At 53.6% G+C, this 14791-nt stretch carries 10 protein-coding genes and 1 pseudogene; 10 read left to right on the top strand and 1 reads right to left on the bottom strand.

Annotated elements, in window-relative coordinates; genetic code table 11:
- Nucleotides 1–75 precede the first annotated feature (75 nt).
- From ACP5SG_RS01755 to fdhF, 10 genes and pseudogenes are all read left to right on the top strand, one after another.
- The gene (locus ACP5SG_RS01755) at nt 76–861 is read left to right on the top strand and encodes a hydrogenase iron-sulfur subunit (RefSeq protein WP_424661550.1); all 786 of its coding nucleotides are present in this window, start codon (nt 76–78) and stop codon (nt 859–861) included.
- Between the two features lie 14 nt (nt 862–875).
- Nucleotides 876–1442 (top strand): 4Fe-4S dicluster domain-containing protein, encoded by a 567-nt coding sequence (locus ACP5SG_RS01750; RefSeq protein ID WP_237888985.1) that lies wholly within the window; start codon nt 876–878, stop codon nt 1440–1442.
- Complete coding sequence (locus ACP5SG_RS01745; protein ID WP_237888984.1) at nt 1432–1824, top strand: hydrogenase iron-sulfur subunit; 393 nt, start codon at nt 1432–1434, stop codon at nt 1822–1824. Before ACP5SG_RS01750 ends, ACP5SG_RS01745 begins: the two co-directional genes overlap by 11 nt.
- A complete protein-coding gene (locus ACP5SG_RS01740) occupies nt 1821–2489 on the top strand; it encodes a methylenetetrahydrofolate reductase C-terminal domain-containing protein (RefSeq protein WP_237888983.1) in 669 nt (222 codons plus the stop codon). Before ACP5SG_RS01745 ends, ACP5SG_RS01740 begins: the two co-directional genes overlap by 4 nt.
- Complete coding sequence (locus ACP5SG_RS01735) at nt 2486–5407, top strand: acetyl-CoA decarbonylase/synthase complex subunit delta (RefSeq protein WP_237888982.1); 2922 nt, start codon at nt 2486–2488, stop codon at nt 5405–5407. The genes ACP5SG_RS01740 and ACP5SG_RS01735 overlap by 4 nt, the downstream gene beginning before the upstream one ends.
- Before the next feature lie 23 nt (nt 5408–5430).
- Complete coding sequence (gene acsB / locus ACP5SG_RS01730) at nt 5431–7635, top strand: acetyl-CoA decarbonylase/synthase complex subunit alpha/beta (protein ID WP_424661551.1); 2205 nt, start codon at nt 5431–5433, stop codon at nt 7633–7635.
- A 25-nt stretch (nt 7636–7660) separates the two neighbouring features.
- Complete coding sequence (gene acsC / locus ACP5SG_RS01725; protein WP_237888980.1) at nt 7661–9019, top strand: acetyl-CoA decarbonylase/synthase complex subunit gamma; 1359 nt, start codon at nt 7661–7663, stop codon at nt 9017–9019.
- Nucleotides 9020–9066: 47 nt separating this feature from the next.
- Entirely contained in the window at nt 9067–9957 is an 891-nt protein-coding gene (locus ACP5SG_RS01720) for a dihydropteroate synthase (RefSeq protein WP_237888979.1), read from the top strand.
- 1 nt (nt 9958) lies between these two features.
- Nucleotides 9959–11419: pseudogene (locus tag ACP5SG_RS01715) on the top strand (FAD-dependent oxidoreductase); the annotation flags it as partial.
- A 114-nt stretch (nt 11420–11533) separates the two neighbouring features.
- Nucleotides 11534–14074, top strand: coding sequence for a formate dehydrogenase subunit alpha (fdhF, locus tag ACP5SG_RS01710; RefSeq protein ID WP_428121464.1), 2541 nt, complete (start codon nt 11534–11536; stop codon nt 14072–14074).
- Nucleotides 14075–14170: 96 nt separating this feature from the next.
- On the opposite strand, the gene ACP5SG_RS01705 is transcribed toward fdhF, so the two are convergent.
- On the bottom strand, nt 14171–14635 hold the full coding sequence (locus tag ACP5SG_RS01705) for a DNA-binding protein (RefSeq protein WP_424661552.1): 465 nt from the start codon (nt 14633–14635) through the stop codon (nt 14171–14173).
- Nucleotides 14636–14791: the final 156 nt, after the last annotated feature.

Raw genomic sequence — 14791 nt, 5'->3', positions numbered from 1 at the left:
ATGAAGTATCAATATGAATGATTGCGCAGCAAAAAGCAGTGGCAGGCCCACATGCCTGCCTAAAGGAGATATATTATGACCCAGACAGAGGGCTTTGATCCCCGCATATTGGGCTTTTTCTGTCACTGGTGCTGTTATGCCGCCGCAGATTCTGCCGGCGTCGGACGGTATCAGTATCCGCCAAATATCAGGGTAATAAGGGTGATGTGCACGGGGCGGATCGATGCGAGGTTTATCCTGGAGGCCTTTAGATGCGGGGCGGATGGTGTGTTTACAGGCGGGTGACACCTGGGCGAGTGTCATTACCAGTCTGGTAATTACGAGGCGTTGATAATGGCCGAGACTGCGCGGCAGGTATTAAGGGCCGCCGGCATGAATCCCGACCGTTTTACCCTTGAATGGGCGTCGGCTGCGGAAGGTCCAAGGTTTGTAGAGCTTGTAACTAGATATGTCGCGAAAATCAGGACGATGGGGCCTTTTGGGCAAGGAGATGGCGAGGTCGATCCGACTACATTGAAAAGGCGGCTTGGGGCCGCATTCAGGGCCGCTCAGGTCCCAAAGGTGCGTACCGCTATTGGGAATCTTGCAAAGAAGATGCATGAACAAGGCGATTATTCAATCTATACGCCAGACGCCATCTCGAGGGATGTGGCGGAGAAGGTCCTGCCGGTCTTTCGCGAAGAGGCGCTGAGGGAAGACCTTTTGTCGGTCATGGCCGATGGCGTCCATCACGACATTTCATCGTTGAGGGGCCTGAGCAGCGCCCCTGATGATTTAATTGATAAGGTCATCCAGGGCCTTGTGAAAAAGGGCGTTGTAAAAGAAGATGGCCAGGGTCTCGTCCTGGTCAGGAATGAGTGAAGGCGGGGCTTGCTATGACCATACAGGCGGCATCTCTGAACGAATCGTTTGAAACCGGAATCGCCGTTTATGACGGCTGTTTAACCTTGGCTCAATGCTTTACCTGCGGCGCATGCAGTGGCGCATGTCCTGTCGAGAAGGTGGTCTCGGCGTTCGACCCTAGGAAGATTGTGCACATGGTAATCCTTGGGATGGAAGACGAGCTCATGACTTCCGACATCATCTGGGCGTGCTCTCAGTGTCAGAGCTGTGTGCCAGTGTGTCCACAAGGGGTGCGTTGTAGCGATGTAATCAAGGCCCTGAGGACAGAGGCGGTGAGGCGAGGGCTGGCGGACAGAGAGAGGCTTAAAAGGCTCGGGCTCTTTGCAGAGGTCGACCCTGGCAAGTGCGTGGCCTGTCTTACTTGTGTAAGGCTCTGTCCATTCGGTGCGCCCGGGATTGTCTCCGAGGGCTATGCCTTTATCGATCCAGATAAGTGTAAGGCCTGTGGCATATGCGTCCTAGAATGCCCGGCTAAGGCTATAGCGCTTTCGCCTTCACAGGAATATAGGGGTATGGTGGAGGGAAGAGATGTCCGATAGCAATCCCAAAATCGTGGGCTTTTGTTGCAATTATACTATTTCTGTATCTGCAGAGGCCATAAAAGAGACTGGGCTCCTGCCGGATGGCGTCCAGATCGAGAGGGTTCCTTGTACTGGTAGGCTTGAGCTCACATCTATTCTGGATGCCTTCAGTGCGGGTGCCGATGCAGTCTTTGTAGCCGGATGTCCGGTCGACGGCTGTCACAATCTGAATGGGAGTCGGATGGCCGCCAAGAGGGTAAAGAAGGCGGGCGAGATATTGAAAGAGCTCGATATGAACCCAGAGCTTGTCGGGATGTTCTTTGTCCCGCGCGGCGAATCAGGCCCTGTTGTGGATGCGGCCCGCGAGATGATAGGCCGTGTGAGGGGTGAAAAGAAATGATAATAGCTGAGAGAAAGCCGTTGAAAGAGATATTGAAGATGCTTGAAGGGGTCTCGAGGCTCCTGATCCTCGGATGTCGGGGCTGTGTTGCGGTATGTTCGGCAGGCGGGGATAAGGAGGTCGCGATCCTGGCCTCGGCCATAAGGCTTGGGCGCAGGAATCTTGGGGCGTCTATCGAGATAGACACGGATACCTATGTAAGACAGTGTGATCCAGAATACCTTGAGCCATTGAAGGAACGCGGCAAGGGCTATGATGCGGTTCTATCAACGGCCTGTGGCGTAGGTGTGAATTTTATAGCCGATCTATGTCCTGGCGTCAGGGTTTTCCCTGCGCTTAATACCTCGTTTTATGGGGCGAATCTCTCGAGCGGCGAGTGGAAGGAGATGTGTGCAGGCTGCGGGGCCTGTGTGTTGCACTTGACAGGCGGGCTTTGTCCTGTAGCAAGGTGCGCCAAGGGGCTTTCAAACGGGCCGTGCGGCGGCTCCCAGGGCGGCAGGTGCGAGATCGATCCTGACACCCCATGCATCTGGCACAGGATTTACGATAGACTTTCCGCGCAGGGTGAGGCCGAAAGACTGACAGAAATAATGCCCATTCGCGATTGGACCGCTGCAGGACACGGCGGACCGCGTCGCAGGGTCAGGGAGGATCTGTTGCCGTGATAGCAGGAAGCAATCTGGAACATATATTGACATCAGGCCAATTTGCAGTCACAGGGGAACTTGGTCCGCCGAAGAACGGGGATCCGGATGTAGTGCGCAGGAAGGCGCGTATACTCAAAGGGCATGTGGACGCTGTAAATATAACAGACTGTCAGACTGCGATCGTGCGCATGTCAAGCCTGACAGCCGGACTTATCGCCCTTTCCGAGGGGCTTGAACCGGTCATGCAGATGACCTGCAGGGACAGAAACCGTATAGGTATGCAGGCAGACATACTAGGTGCATCAGCCCTCGGGATCAAGAATCTCTTGTGTCTTACCGGAGACCATCAGCGTTTTGGCAATCACCCCCAATCCAAGGGTGTCTTTGACATGGACTCTATACAGCTCCTTGGTATGGTCAGAGGTATGCGGGACGATGCGCGGTTTCAATGTGGAGAGGAGATAAAGGGCGCGGCGCCTAGGTTCTTTCTTGGAGCCGCCGCCAATCCGTTTGCAGACCCGTTTGAGTTCAGGCCAAAGAGGCTTGCTAAAAAGGTCGAGGCTGGGGCTAATTTCATACAGACTCAGATCATCTACAATGTCAAGAAGTTTGCAAGGTTCATGGAAATGGTTCGCGACCTCGGTCTCCATGAGAAGGTCTATATCCTTGCTGGCGTCACCCCGCCCAAGTCTTTCGGCATGGCTAAATACATGAAAAACAATGTCCCAGGGCTTGAGGTTACGGACGAGGTGCTCAAGCGATTAAGGGATTCAAAGGATCAGAGGGAGGAAGGGATCGATATAGCTGTCGATATTATCAACCAGGTGCGCGAGATCCCTGGCGTTGCAGGTTGTCATATAATGGCGATCGAGTGGGAAGAGGCTGCACCCGAGATTGTAAAGAGGGCCGGGCTTGGGCCGAGGCCGGAGGTAAGGGGTGTAGAGCCGGTGCTCGTCGGGCAGGAGGCCTTGGATGTATCGTTTGAGAGAGGAAGGTCTGAGGCAGAGGCTGAACTGAAGTCCAAGCTTGAAAAGGCCAGGGCCGAGGCCTTGGCGTCAAGGGAATCGGCAGCGAGGGAAAGGGAAAGGATCGACGTCGAATTGATGGGTCTTAAGAAGGAACTGGAGGCAGCAAAGGCGATGGCTAGTCAGCAAGATATGGAAGCAAGGGCCGCAAGGCTTGAGCTTGAGGAGAATAGACGATCACCTGGACAAGTGCCCATGGCTGATATGGTGCAGACCGGTGGGTCTGTCTGCCATGGCACACCGCTTTCTCCAAGGGAGCAGGTTATACTCAGATCTTTGAATCTAGGTCTTGGGGCGCTCAGAAAGGCGCTGGGCCTCACTGAAGAGCAATTTGAGGCGATCAGACACTTTCTTGAGGCTGAATTCATGCTCCATGGGGGTGGGATGGAGCCAGCGACGGTCATTGAGCCAGCACAGGTCCTTCATGCGGCCCCTCAAGAGACAGACAGGATTGATGCCAAGATAGAAGCGCCGCCCCAAGTCGTGGCCCAAATGCCTGTCAAAGATATGGGTTTGCCCCCCTGCCCCGAGGGATTTACTGAAGAAGAGTGGATACAGAAGCTCGTCATTCGTCTTGTCGGTAAGGGCAATGTTTGTCTGGCCAAGGGGGATGTCGACGGCGCAAGGGATTGTTTCAAAAAGGCGCTTGATCTCAAACCTGGCGACGAAAAGGCTGCCCGCGGCATGAAGGCCGTGGAGGCGGGCGGGGTGGTGGTGCAGACTGCACCGATTCGGCCTATGCCTTCAGAGGTACCAAGACCTCTCGAACCAAGGCCCGAAGAAAAGGCTGGAGAGGCTGCGGCGCCGATCCCCCACGAGATACAGATGCCTGAGCCCAAGCAGGCGCCTAGGGAAAAAGTCAAACAGGCGTCGAAGAAGAAAGAAGAGAGGGAAGTGCCGACTGTTGCAGCGGCCAAGGCCACGGTCTCCAGTCTCAAAAAAGAGGCCAAGTCCCTTATAGAAAGAAGCGCTGGGATACCGCAGGACTTGTTTATAGAAAGGGTGGACTCCTTCATCCGCGAGGTGACCATAGGAGACGACGAAAGGGCGATAACGGTGGGCGGTGAGAGCGCCTTGCCGTTTCATCTCTTTGAGGGCGACATGCCCAATCCACCCAGGGTGGCGCTTGAGGTGCTGGATGTCCCGCCAGAGGATTGGCCTGAATGTCTCTCCGTCTACTATAAAGACGTAATAGGCGACCCTGTTGCCTGGGCGAGGAAATGCGTGAATGAATTCGGTGCAAGAGCGGTATGTCTGTCGCTTGTCAGTACGGATCCGAATGGCCTCAACCGACCGTCATCCGATGCGGCAAAGACCGCAAAGGCCGTCATAGACGAGATCAATGCGCCGGTCATCTTGTGGGGCTGCGGCAATGCCGAAAAGGACACGGAGACCTTAAGGGAGGTCACGGGTCTTATTGGTTCTAAGAAGGTATGTATAGCGCCGCTTACTGATGCGAATTATCGAAACCTCGGGGCAACGGCTATGGCATTTGGATTGCCGGTTGTGGCCTCAACCCCGATCGACGTGAATCTTGCCAAACAGTTGAATATCCTCTTTGAGAACCTCGGGGTGTCCCTAAATCAGATACTAATGGATCCATCCATAGGCGCGGTGGGCTATGGACTCGAGTATACATACTCGGTCATGGAGCGTATCCGCCTTGCAGCCCTTACTCAGCAGGACGACAAGCTGCAGGCGCCTTTTATCTGTCAGCTTGGCAGGGAGGTATGGAAGGCCAAGGAGACAAAGTTGCCCACCGATCCTTATTACGGAGACCAGGAGAAAAGGGGGGTGCTTATGGAGGCTGTAACCGCGTCGGTCCTCATGCTGGCAGGTGGCGAGCTCATGGTTATGAGGCATCCCCATGCGGCATCTTTGGTGGATACGCTGGTCCAGGGGATGATGTAATACAATAATGACTGGAGGAGATTATGTCTAAGATCATCTGTTCATCAGCAATCCGCGGCGCTCACAAGATAGTGGATATGGCTGAAGAAAAATATGAGGAGGCACTTAAAAAATATGGGCCTGAGCGCGAGGTGGCCTTTCCGAATACAGCTTATTACTTGCCGATCATATACAGCATACTCGGCGCCCCTGTCTCGAGACTGGGTGACATGAAAGACATATTCAAGGAGTGTCGCAAGCTCCTTCCGCCACCTGTAAGCGAAGGGGTTTGGCTTCCCTATCTCGCTCCGGCCCTTGATGCAGGGATGGCCACCTTTTTCGCCGAAGAGATGTATGAGGCCATAAGATATATAGACGACCCTGATTTTTATGCAAAGACTGAGGATCCGCCAGAGGGCAGGGTATGGCTCGGTGCAGCGGATGATGTGATATTCAGGAAGCGCGGCGTGGAGTTTGTCGACGGCACCGCTCCTGGTTTCGCCGCCATACTAGGCACGCCATCCGACCCTGAGATGGCCAGCAAAATAGCAACCGAGCTCCAGGAAAAAAATCTCTATATCTTTATGCACGACCAGACGGAAGGCATAACCATGCCTGATCAGCTTAAGAAACAGAAGGTGCAGATCGGTTGGTCGACCCGCCTTGTGCCGTTCGGACCCACATATACCTCGGCTGTTTTTGCCATAGGCTTCGCCTGTCGTGTCGCCTTGGCCTTCGGCGGCATTAAGCCTGGTGATTACAAGGGCAATCTTATATATAACAAAGACAGGACGTTCGCCTTTGTGATGGCCTTCGGCCCTGTATCAGACGAGTGGTATGCAAATGCGGCAGGCGCCATCAATTGGGGTTTCCCAACCATATCTGACTGGGATATCCCGCAGGTGCTCCCGACCGGCATATGTACCTATGAGCATGTCGTGAGCAAGGTGCCGCACGAAGAGATCGTCCAGAAGTCAATAGAGGTGAGAGGGCTCAAGGTCTCCGTTACAAAGATAGACATACCGGTCTCTTACGGTCCTGCCTTTGAGGGCGAGCGGGTCAGGAAAGACGACCTCTTTCTGGAGTGTGGCGGTGGCAGGACGCTTGGTGTAGAGCTCCTGGTCTCAAAGGATATGGAAGAGGTTCAGGATGGCCTTGTGACCGTAGAAGGGCCTGAGATGACGGATATGCAGCTGGGCGCAAAGTTGCCGCTCGCGATACTTGTCGAGGTGGCCGGCCGCCAGATGCAGTCAGACTTCGAGCCGATCCTTGAGCGTCAGTTTCACCACCTTATAAACTACGCCCAAGGCCTAATGCATGTAGGACAGCGGAACATCATGTGGCTAAGGGTCGGCAAGCAGGCCATAGAAAAGGGCTTCAAGTTCGAACATATAGGCCGCATACTTCACGGCAAGCTTCACCAGGAGTTTGGGGCCATTGTGGATAAGGTACAGGTCAAGATATACACAGAGGAGGAAAAGGTAAAAGAGATCCTGGAGCTCGCAAGACAGGTCTATGCCGCCCGGGATGAGCGCCTGGGTTCGATGACAGATGAAACCGAAGAGATATTTTATTCGTGTACCCTCTGTCAGTCGTTCGCCCCGAGTCATGTATGCGTGATTACGCCTGAAAGGATCGGGATGTGCGGGGCCTATAACTGGCTTGATGGAAAGGCGTCTTATGAGATCAACCCGACAGGTCCAAATCAGCCTATAGTAAAAGGTGAGCTTATAGACCCATTGCTTGGTCAATGGGTCGGGGTCAATGAGTTTGTGAAGAAGGCCTCTAGGGGCAAGGTGGAGCGCGTAAGCGCCTATAGCCTTATGGTCGATCCTATGACCGCTTGTGGGTGTTTTGAGGCCATAGCGACTATGTTGCCCATGTGCAACGGCATAATGCTGGTAAACCGCGATTATTTAGGCATGACGCCGAGCGGGATGAAGTTCACCACCCTTGCCGGTATGGTCGGCGGTGGGGCCGTAACCCCAGGTTTCTTGGGCGTATCCAAGCACTATATGTGCAGCCGCAAATTCATGAAGGCCGAGGGGGGATTGAAGCGGGTGGTCTGGATGCCTAAGATGCTCAAGGAGGAGCTCAAGGATCGGCTGCTGATAAGGGCGCAAGAGGAAGGCGTGCCCGATCTCCTTGATATGATTGCAGACGAAGAGGTGGGTGTCACGGAAGATGCGGTCCTTGCCTTCCTGCAGGCAAAGGGTCATCCTGCGCTTTCAATGGAGAGTGCGGTTTAGACAAGAGAGAAAGTGAGGATAAGACATGGCGCTTACAGGGATTCAGATATTAAAGATGCTCCCGAAGACAAACTGTGGGGAGTGCGGCGTGCCTACATGTCTGGCCTTTGCCATGAAGGTGGCGGCTGGGCAGGCTGAGATCGGTGGCTGTCCTTATGTCTCTGAAGAGGCGAAACAGCAGATAGGCGAGGCGTCGGCCCCGCCTATACGTACCATAACCCTCGGCGGCGGAGACGCTGTATTTAAGATGGGCGGAGAGACCTGTATCTACAGACATGAAAAACGCTTTGAAAATCCGACTGGCATAGCCGTTCTCATAAAAACCGATATGTCCGACGCCGAGATCCAGGGCCGTCTCGAGAGGTTCAATGCCTTGAAATATGAGCGGGTCGGTCTTGAGCTCAAGGCGGACATTGTCGCTGTAAAAGACGCCGGCCAGGGGGAAGCCGCATTTGTTTCGCTAGTGGAGAGGGTGAGAAGTCAATGTCCCAACGCCGCGCTTGTGCTTATGAGCAGCGATCCTTCAGCGCTGACCGCGGCCGCTAAGGCATCCGGTGCTTCAAGGTCCCTTTTATATTGCGCCACAGCTGGAAATTTGGACGCCATGGCCGGTGTAGCCAAGGAGACGGGCGCGCCGCTTGCTGTAAAGGGCGAGACCATCGGGGAGGTTGCCTCTTTAACGGAAAGGCTCCTGAGCGCAGGCCTCAAAGACCTTGTCATCGATACCGGGGCGAGGACGATGAAGGCCGTGTTTGAAGACCAAGTCGCCATAAGGAGGGCCAGTATCAGACATAAATTCAAACCATTAGGGTTTCCGACCATCACGTTTCCATGTGAGATCACTGAAGACCTCATGCTTGAAACTCTTGTGGCCTCGGTCCTGATTGCAAAATACGCAGGCATAGTAGTGCTCTCTGATTTGAGGGGGGAGTCGCTGTTTCCTCTTTTGCTCGAACGCCTCAATATATATACCGATCCTCAGCGGCCTATGGTGGTGCAGGAGGATATCTATCCGATAAACGGTCCTGGAGAGGACTCGCCGGTGCTCATAACCTGCAATTTCTCGCTTACCTATTTCATAGTCTCTGGCGAGGTCGAGGGGAGTAAAATACCGTCATGGCTTCTGATAAAAGATACAGAGGGTCTATCTGTTCTTACCGCATGGGCCGCCGGTAAGTTCAGTGCGGATCTGATAGCCGGATTTGTTAAAAAGAGCGGCATTGCAGACAGGGTGAGACACAGAAACCTTATTATCCCTGGTTATCTTGCTTCCATCAAAGGCGAGCTCGAAGAGGAGCTCCAGGGCTGGAATATCCAGATAGGGCCCAGAGAGGCGAGTCATCTGCCAGCCTTTTTGCGGGATTGGCGGGCGGTTGCGGTCTGAGTCGTCAAGCGCCTTGCGCGAATCTATGGATCTCGGAGGATTGAACGATGTACGTCCAGTGTATAGCTGAGAGTATCAACATAATGGGCAAGCGGACTGGCGCCGCCATGAAGGCCAGAGACCCTGCGCCTATCGAGCTTATGGCCAACGAAGAGGTGGCGAACGGCGCGGATTTCCTGGATATGAACATAGGTCCGGCCAGAAAAGACGGCCAGGAGCTCATGCCATGGATAGTCAGGGTGGTTGAGGAGGTTACGGACTGCCCCCTCTCGCTCGACACCACAAATGCAGATGCGCTTATAGCAGGAATCAAGGCCGCAAGGCATCCGAGCCGACATATAATGAATTCCATATCGCTTCAGCCTGAGCGTATGAAAAAGCTTATCCCTGTGGCAGCGGAGATGGGTTGCTATGTCGTTGGGCTGCTCTGGGGCGTGGACGGTATGCCGCGTGATTCAAACGAACGGGCCGCGATGACCGTGGACCTGACGATGGCCATGAACGAAGCCGGCATACCAAACGAGCGGATACTTATAGATCCTATTGCAACGCCAATCACCCTTGGTTCAGATCAGGTAATGAGCGGCATCGGTTTCATGGAGATGCTCTCTGAGATAGCCCCTGGTGTCAAGTCCACGGTCGGGCTTTCAAATGTTTCAAATGGCGTCTCGGCGGAGAAGCGGCATTATCTCAACCGGGCGTATCTTGCCATGTTGATGAAGGTCGGTATCTGGTCGGCGATCGTCGACGCCTACGACGAGGAGCTGATGGCCTTGGCCCATGGTGAGAGGCCGGAGCTGGTAAAGGTCGTTCATGACGTCATGGACGACAACGATCCTGATCCAAAGACCCTTTCCCCGAAGGAGCTCGAATACTATAAGACTACGCGTGTTCTGATGGGAAAGACCATATTTTCAGAATCTTGGTTGGAGCTTTAATATGGACAGCATAACCGTCAAGATCAACGGCCAGACGGCGAGGTTCAAGCCAGGGCTTACCATACTTGAGGCAGCAAGAGACATTGGGGTTTTTATCCCGACCCTGTGTTTCCTTGAAGGTTTGGAGGTATCCAGGAGACCTTGCATGATGTGTCTCGTTGATGTGGAAGGGAGGGGCCGAGTTAGGGCGTGCTCGACCCAGATAGAAGACGGTATGATCGTCATCACGCATTCGAAGGAGATCGAAGAGTTAAGGGCCAAGCGTCTTCAGGCCCTTGCTGAGGTGCATTACGGAGACTGTCGGGCCCCGTGTAATCTGACCTGTCCAGGCGGTATAAACGTCCAGGGCTATGTAAATCTGATAGCCCGCGGCGAGTTTGAAGCGGCCCTCAGACTTATAAAAGAAAGAAATCCTCTTCCTGTATCAGTAGGGAGGGTTTGTCCTAGGTTCTGTGAGACCAGATGCCGCAGGGTGCTTATAGATGAGCCCATAGCCATAAATCATCTCAAGCGTTTTGTGGCTGACCATGCCCTTGAACACGGTCTTTATAGAGATGAGACTGGATCGCCTACGGGTCGTAGGGTTGCGATCATAGGCGGAGGGCCGGCTGGCCTTTCCGCTGCTTACTATCTCAGGAAGTATGGGCACGAGACTACCATATTCGAGGCTGAGGAAGGACTCGGCGGGGCCTTGAGGTACTGGTTGCCCGGCTATAAGCTCCCTAAAAGGCCTTTGGATGCAGAGATAAAGGCGATCTTGAACATGGGTGTCCATGTCAAGACAGGGAGGAGATGGGGAGAGGATTTTACCCTGAAGGATCTCCAGGACCAGGGTTTTGAGGCCGTATTCATTGCGGTCGGTCTCAACAAGCAAAGGGCCCTTGATATCCAAGGAAGCGAATTGACCATGGACGGCCTTAGCTTTTTGAGGAATATAAATATCGGCCGTACACCTAAAATAGGCAATAAGGTGCTTGTTATAGGCGGCGGTGACGTGGCTATTGACTCCGCAAGATCTGCGGTAAGACTCGGGGCGGGCGATGTGACTGTCATATATCCGAGGTCGAGAATGGAGCTCACTGCACAACAGCGCGACGTCCAGGAGGCCGAGAAGGAAGGTGTCCAGTTCTTCTTGATGGCCATGCCCCTCAAGATAGTTAGAGAAGACGGTCAGTTGAGGGTGGAGATGGCAAGGACCGTGCTTGACGAACCTGACGAAAGGGGCCTGAGGCATCCCATTCCAATGCCGGGTTCAAGGTTGTTTTGGGAAGGAGATGTCGTGATAGCCGCCCTTGGCCAGGAAGGCGATCCGAACATATCGACTTATGGGGAGCTCGAGTCGCAGCTTAAGCTGAATCAACGCGGTACGATAAAGGCCAATCCGACTACCATGGCTACAGGCGTTGAAGGCGTTTATGCTGGAGGAGATGCGGTAAGCGGGCCGCGTACCGTGATACAGGCCGTAGCCTCAGGACGCAGGGCGGCTGAGGCCATAAACGAGTTTCTATCAGGCGAAAGGGCCCCTGCAGAGACCAGATTTAATTTTTCAAAAGGAAAACGCTTTGAAGATGTGGATATGCACAATTTTGACGGCTATTCCATCAAGCTGAGCGAGACCATGCCGGCCAGGCCTGCCGACCGCAGGAATAGGGACTTTGACGAGGTGGAGCTCGGTTTTACGGAAGAGATGGCCAAGAGAGAGGCTGGGCGATGTCTAAAGTGCGGCTGTCTAGGTCTTTCAAAGTGCGAATATCGTGAGCTCTCTGCATCGTATAAGGTAAATGCAGCTGGTGCGCTTCAAAGACTTAAGACCGGTATAGACGCCTCCCACCCGTTTATTGTAGTCGATGCCGACAAGTGTATTGGCTGTACAAGATGCGAAAGGAGTTGTAAATATGGTGCACTTGAGCTCTCTATCCAGGAAGACGGCGTTACGACCACCTTCCTTGGTGCATCGATCAAGCTGAACGAAAATTGCGTTTCGTGCGGGGCTTGTGTTGATGCATGTCCTACAGGGGCGCTTATAAAAAAGACCTCTGTGGTGCCGCTGATGCCTGATCAAGTCGAGGAGATAAAGAGCGTCTGCACATATTGCGGGACAGGCTGCAGTGTCAGCATTATCAGGAAACACGGGGCCATACTTGAGATAAGGGCCAACAGGGCTGATCCACCCAATTTCGGCGATCTATGTGTAAAAGGCCGATTTGGTTATACGTTTTATCATAATCAAGAACGCGTATCTACCCCCCTGGCGAGGGAGAGCATAGATGAGCCTTTCAGGGAGGTCTCATGGGATGAGGCCGTAACCCTCATAGCCGGACGACTTTCAATGATAAAAGATCGTTCAGGCGCTGACAGTATAGGGCTTATCTCTTCCTCGAGGTGCACGAACGAAGAAAACTATCTCATTCAGAAGTTGGCGCGTGCGGTGATCGGCACGAACAATGTCGATAACTGCGCGCGGGTCTGACACGCCCCGACGGTCAGCGGTCTGCTGGCCACACTTGGAAGCGGGGCTGCGACGACGCCATTTGAGCAGATAATCGGTACGGATCTGCTCTTGATATGTGGCTCCAACACCACAGAGGCCCATCCGATCGTTGGATTGAAGGTGAAGGAGGCGGCGAGGCATGGGACAAGATTGGTCGTGATCGACCCAAGGCGGACAGAGGTGGCGGTCATGGCCGAGGCGCAGACGGGCGGTCTTTTCCTTCAGCTTAGACCTGGTACTAACATACCGCTTCTGAATGGGATGCTCTACGTCATCTTTGAAGAGGGTCTCGAAAATAAGACCTTTATTGAGGGTCGGACTGAGAACATGGATGCCGTCAGGGCCCATGTTGCAGAATATCCACCCGAAAAGGTTGAAGAGATAACCGGCGTCGAGGCAAGACTTATCCGTGAGGCGGCGAGGGCGTATGCTAAGGCGGAAAATGCCTTGATACTGTATGGTCTTGGAGTTGCGGAGCACAAAGGTGGAACCGCAGGGGTAATGGCATTGGCGAATCTCGTGCTAGCGACTGGGCACGTCGGCAGGCCTTTCAACGGGATAAACCCACTTCGAGGCCAGAACAACGTACAGGGCGCCTGCGATATGGGCACCCTGCCTTATTCATATCCGGGGTATTCCCCGACGGATGACCCGAATGCCCTGGCCCATTTCGCCAGCGTCTGGGGGGTGAAGGAACTGCCCTGTACTGATGGACTTCTTGAGCCCCAGATGTATGACGCCGCCTTGTCTGGTGGGCTCAAGGCGATGTATATAGTCGGCTATGATCCGGCCCAGACACAGGCAAATGTCGGCCACGTGCAGAAGGCCTTATCAAGGCTTGATTTTGTAGTTGTGCAGGACCTTTTTTTGACGGAGACGGCCCGTTTTGCCCATATCTTCCTGCCAGCGGCATGTTTTTATGAAAAGGACGGTACATTTACAAGCGGCGAGCGTCGTGTGAGGCTTGTTCATAAGGCGGTCGAGCCTTTCGGCGGGTCAAGGGCCGATTGGGAGATCATCTGCCTTATAGCCAGGGCGATGGGGCACCCGTTTGTTTACAGACATCCTAAGGATATAATGGAGGAGATTGCAAGGGTAGTTCCGCAATATGCAGGGATATCATATGGAAGATTAGAAGGTGAGGGGCAGGTCTGGCCTTGTCCGTCACCTGGGCACCCGGGTACGCCGTTACTTCATGTCGATCGCTTTCCAATAGGTAGGGGGCGCTTTGTGCCTGTATCCTATGTACTTCCAGAGGAGGATGCGGACAAGGACTATCCGTTTGTCCTTATAACAGGAAGAAGGCTTGTGCACTACAATAATGGTTCGATGACCAGGCGCTCCGAGGGCTTCGAGGCCATTTCGGACCGCGAGGTCGTAGAGATCAATCCGGTGGATGCAAGACGTATCGGGGTGAAAGATGGGGCGGATGTATATGTCGTTTCCAGACGCGGCAGGATAAAAGTGAAGGCCGCCGTAACGGATAGGAGCAGGCAGGGTACGGTGTTTCTTTCGTTCCATTTTCAAGAGGCCCTTGTAAACCTCCTGACGAGTCCGGGTCTCGATTTGAAGACCCTGACACCGGAATACAAGGTCTGTGCAGTGAGAATTGAGCCCGTTGCTTGATCTCAGAAGCCGTATGTCTTAAAATAAAACAAGCGCCGTTTTGACGCTTGTTTGGGGATAGTTTCAACTGGTTGCTGTATTTAGACTGATAGAGCGTTATCTGCGCCTCCAGCCGTTCCAGACTGGAAAGCCGTTTGTGTCGCGGAGCGTCAATACATCATCCCCTCTTTTTACCTCTGAGGCAATAATGGTGGGTTTGCCTTCAAATGTCACTCTCGAACCCTTAACCTCGACCTTGTCCTTTGGCGCAATCTTTATGCTCTGATTTTCAATAAACCAACCGGGGCCAAGGTGGACCGGTATCGTTTCCTTGTTGGTTTTGACTATGAGCTGGATGCCGTAAGACATGCCCTTTTGCGGCATAATTTTATCGACCGCCACGACCTCTCCGCTGATAGTCTCAACAGTCTGCGGGTTATACATGCTGGCGTAATGTGTCCCGGATGAGCACCAGCCGCCCCCGCCTTTCGGCATCATCATTCCCCGCTGCGCCAGTGCTTGAGTAGCAAAAAATAGACCAAATACCGCCATCACAGCAATTAATGTCACAAATCTTTTCATTTTGTTGCCTCCTGTTCTGGCTCAAGTAGGTCGGGTCAGGCGAGAAGGCCTAACCCGGCCAAATTCTGTCGTTATCTATAGAGATCTATAGAGGACCTCTTGCTCCCACAAGGGTTTGGGCGGCCCCTAATGAAGTGGAATAAACAAGGCTGAATC

The organism is Dissulfurimicrobium sp., assembly GCF_049968175.1.
Classification (GTDB): domain Bacteria; phylum Desulfobacterota; class Dissulfuribacteria; order Dissulfuribacterales; family Sh68; genus Dissulfurimicrobium; species Dissulfurimicrobium hydrothermale.
Note: the sequence above shows the minus strand (reverse complement) of the source record. Positions and strands in the feature narration are given on the sequence as shown.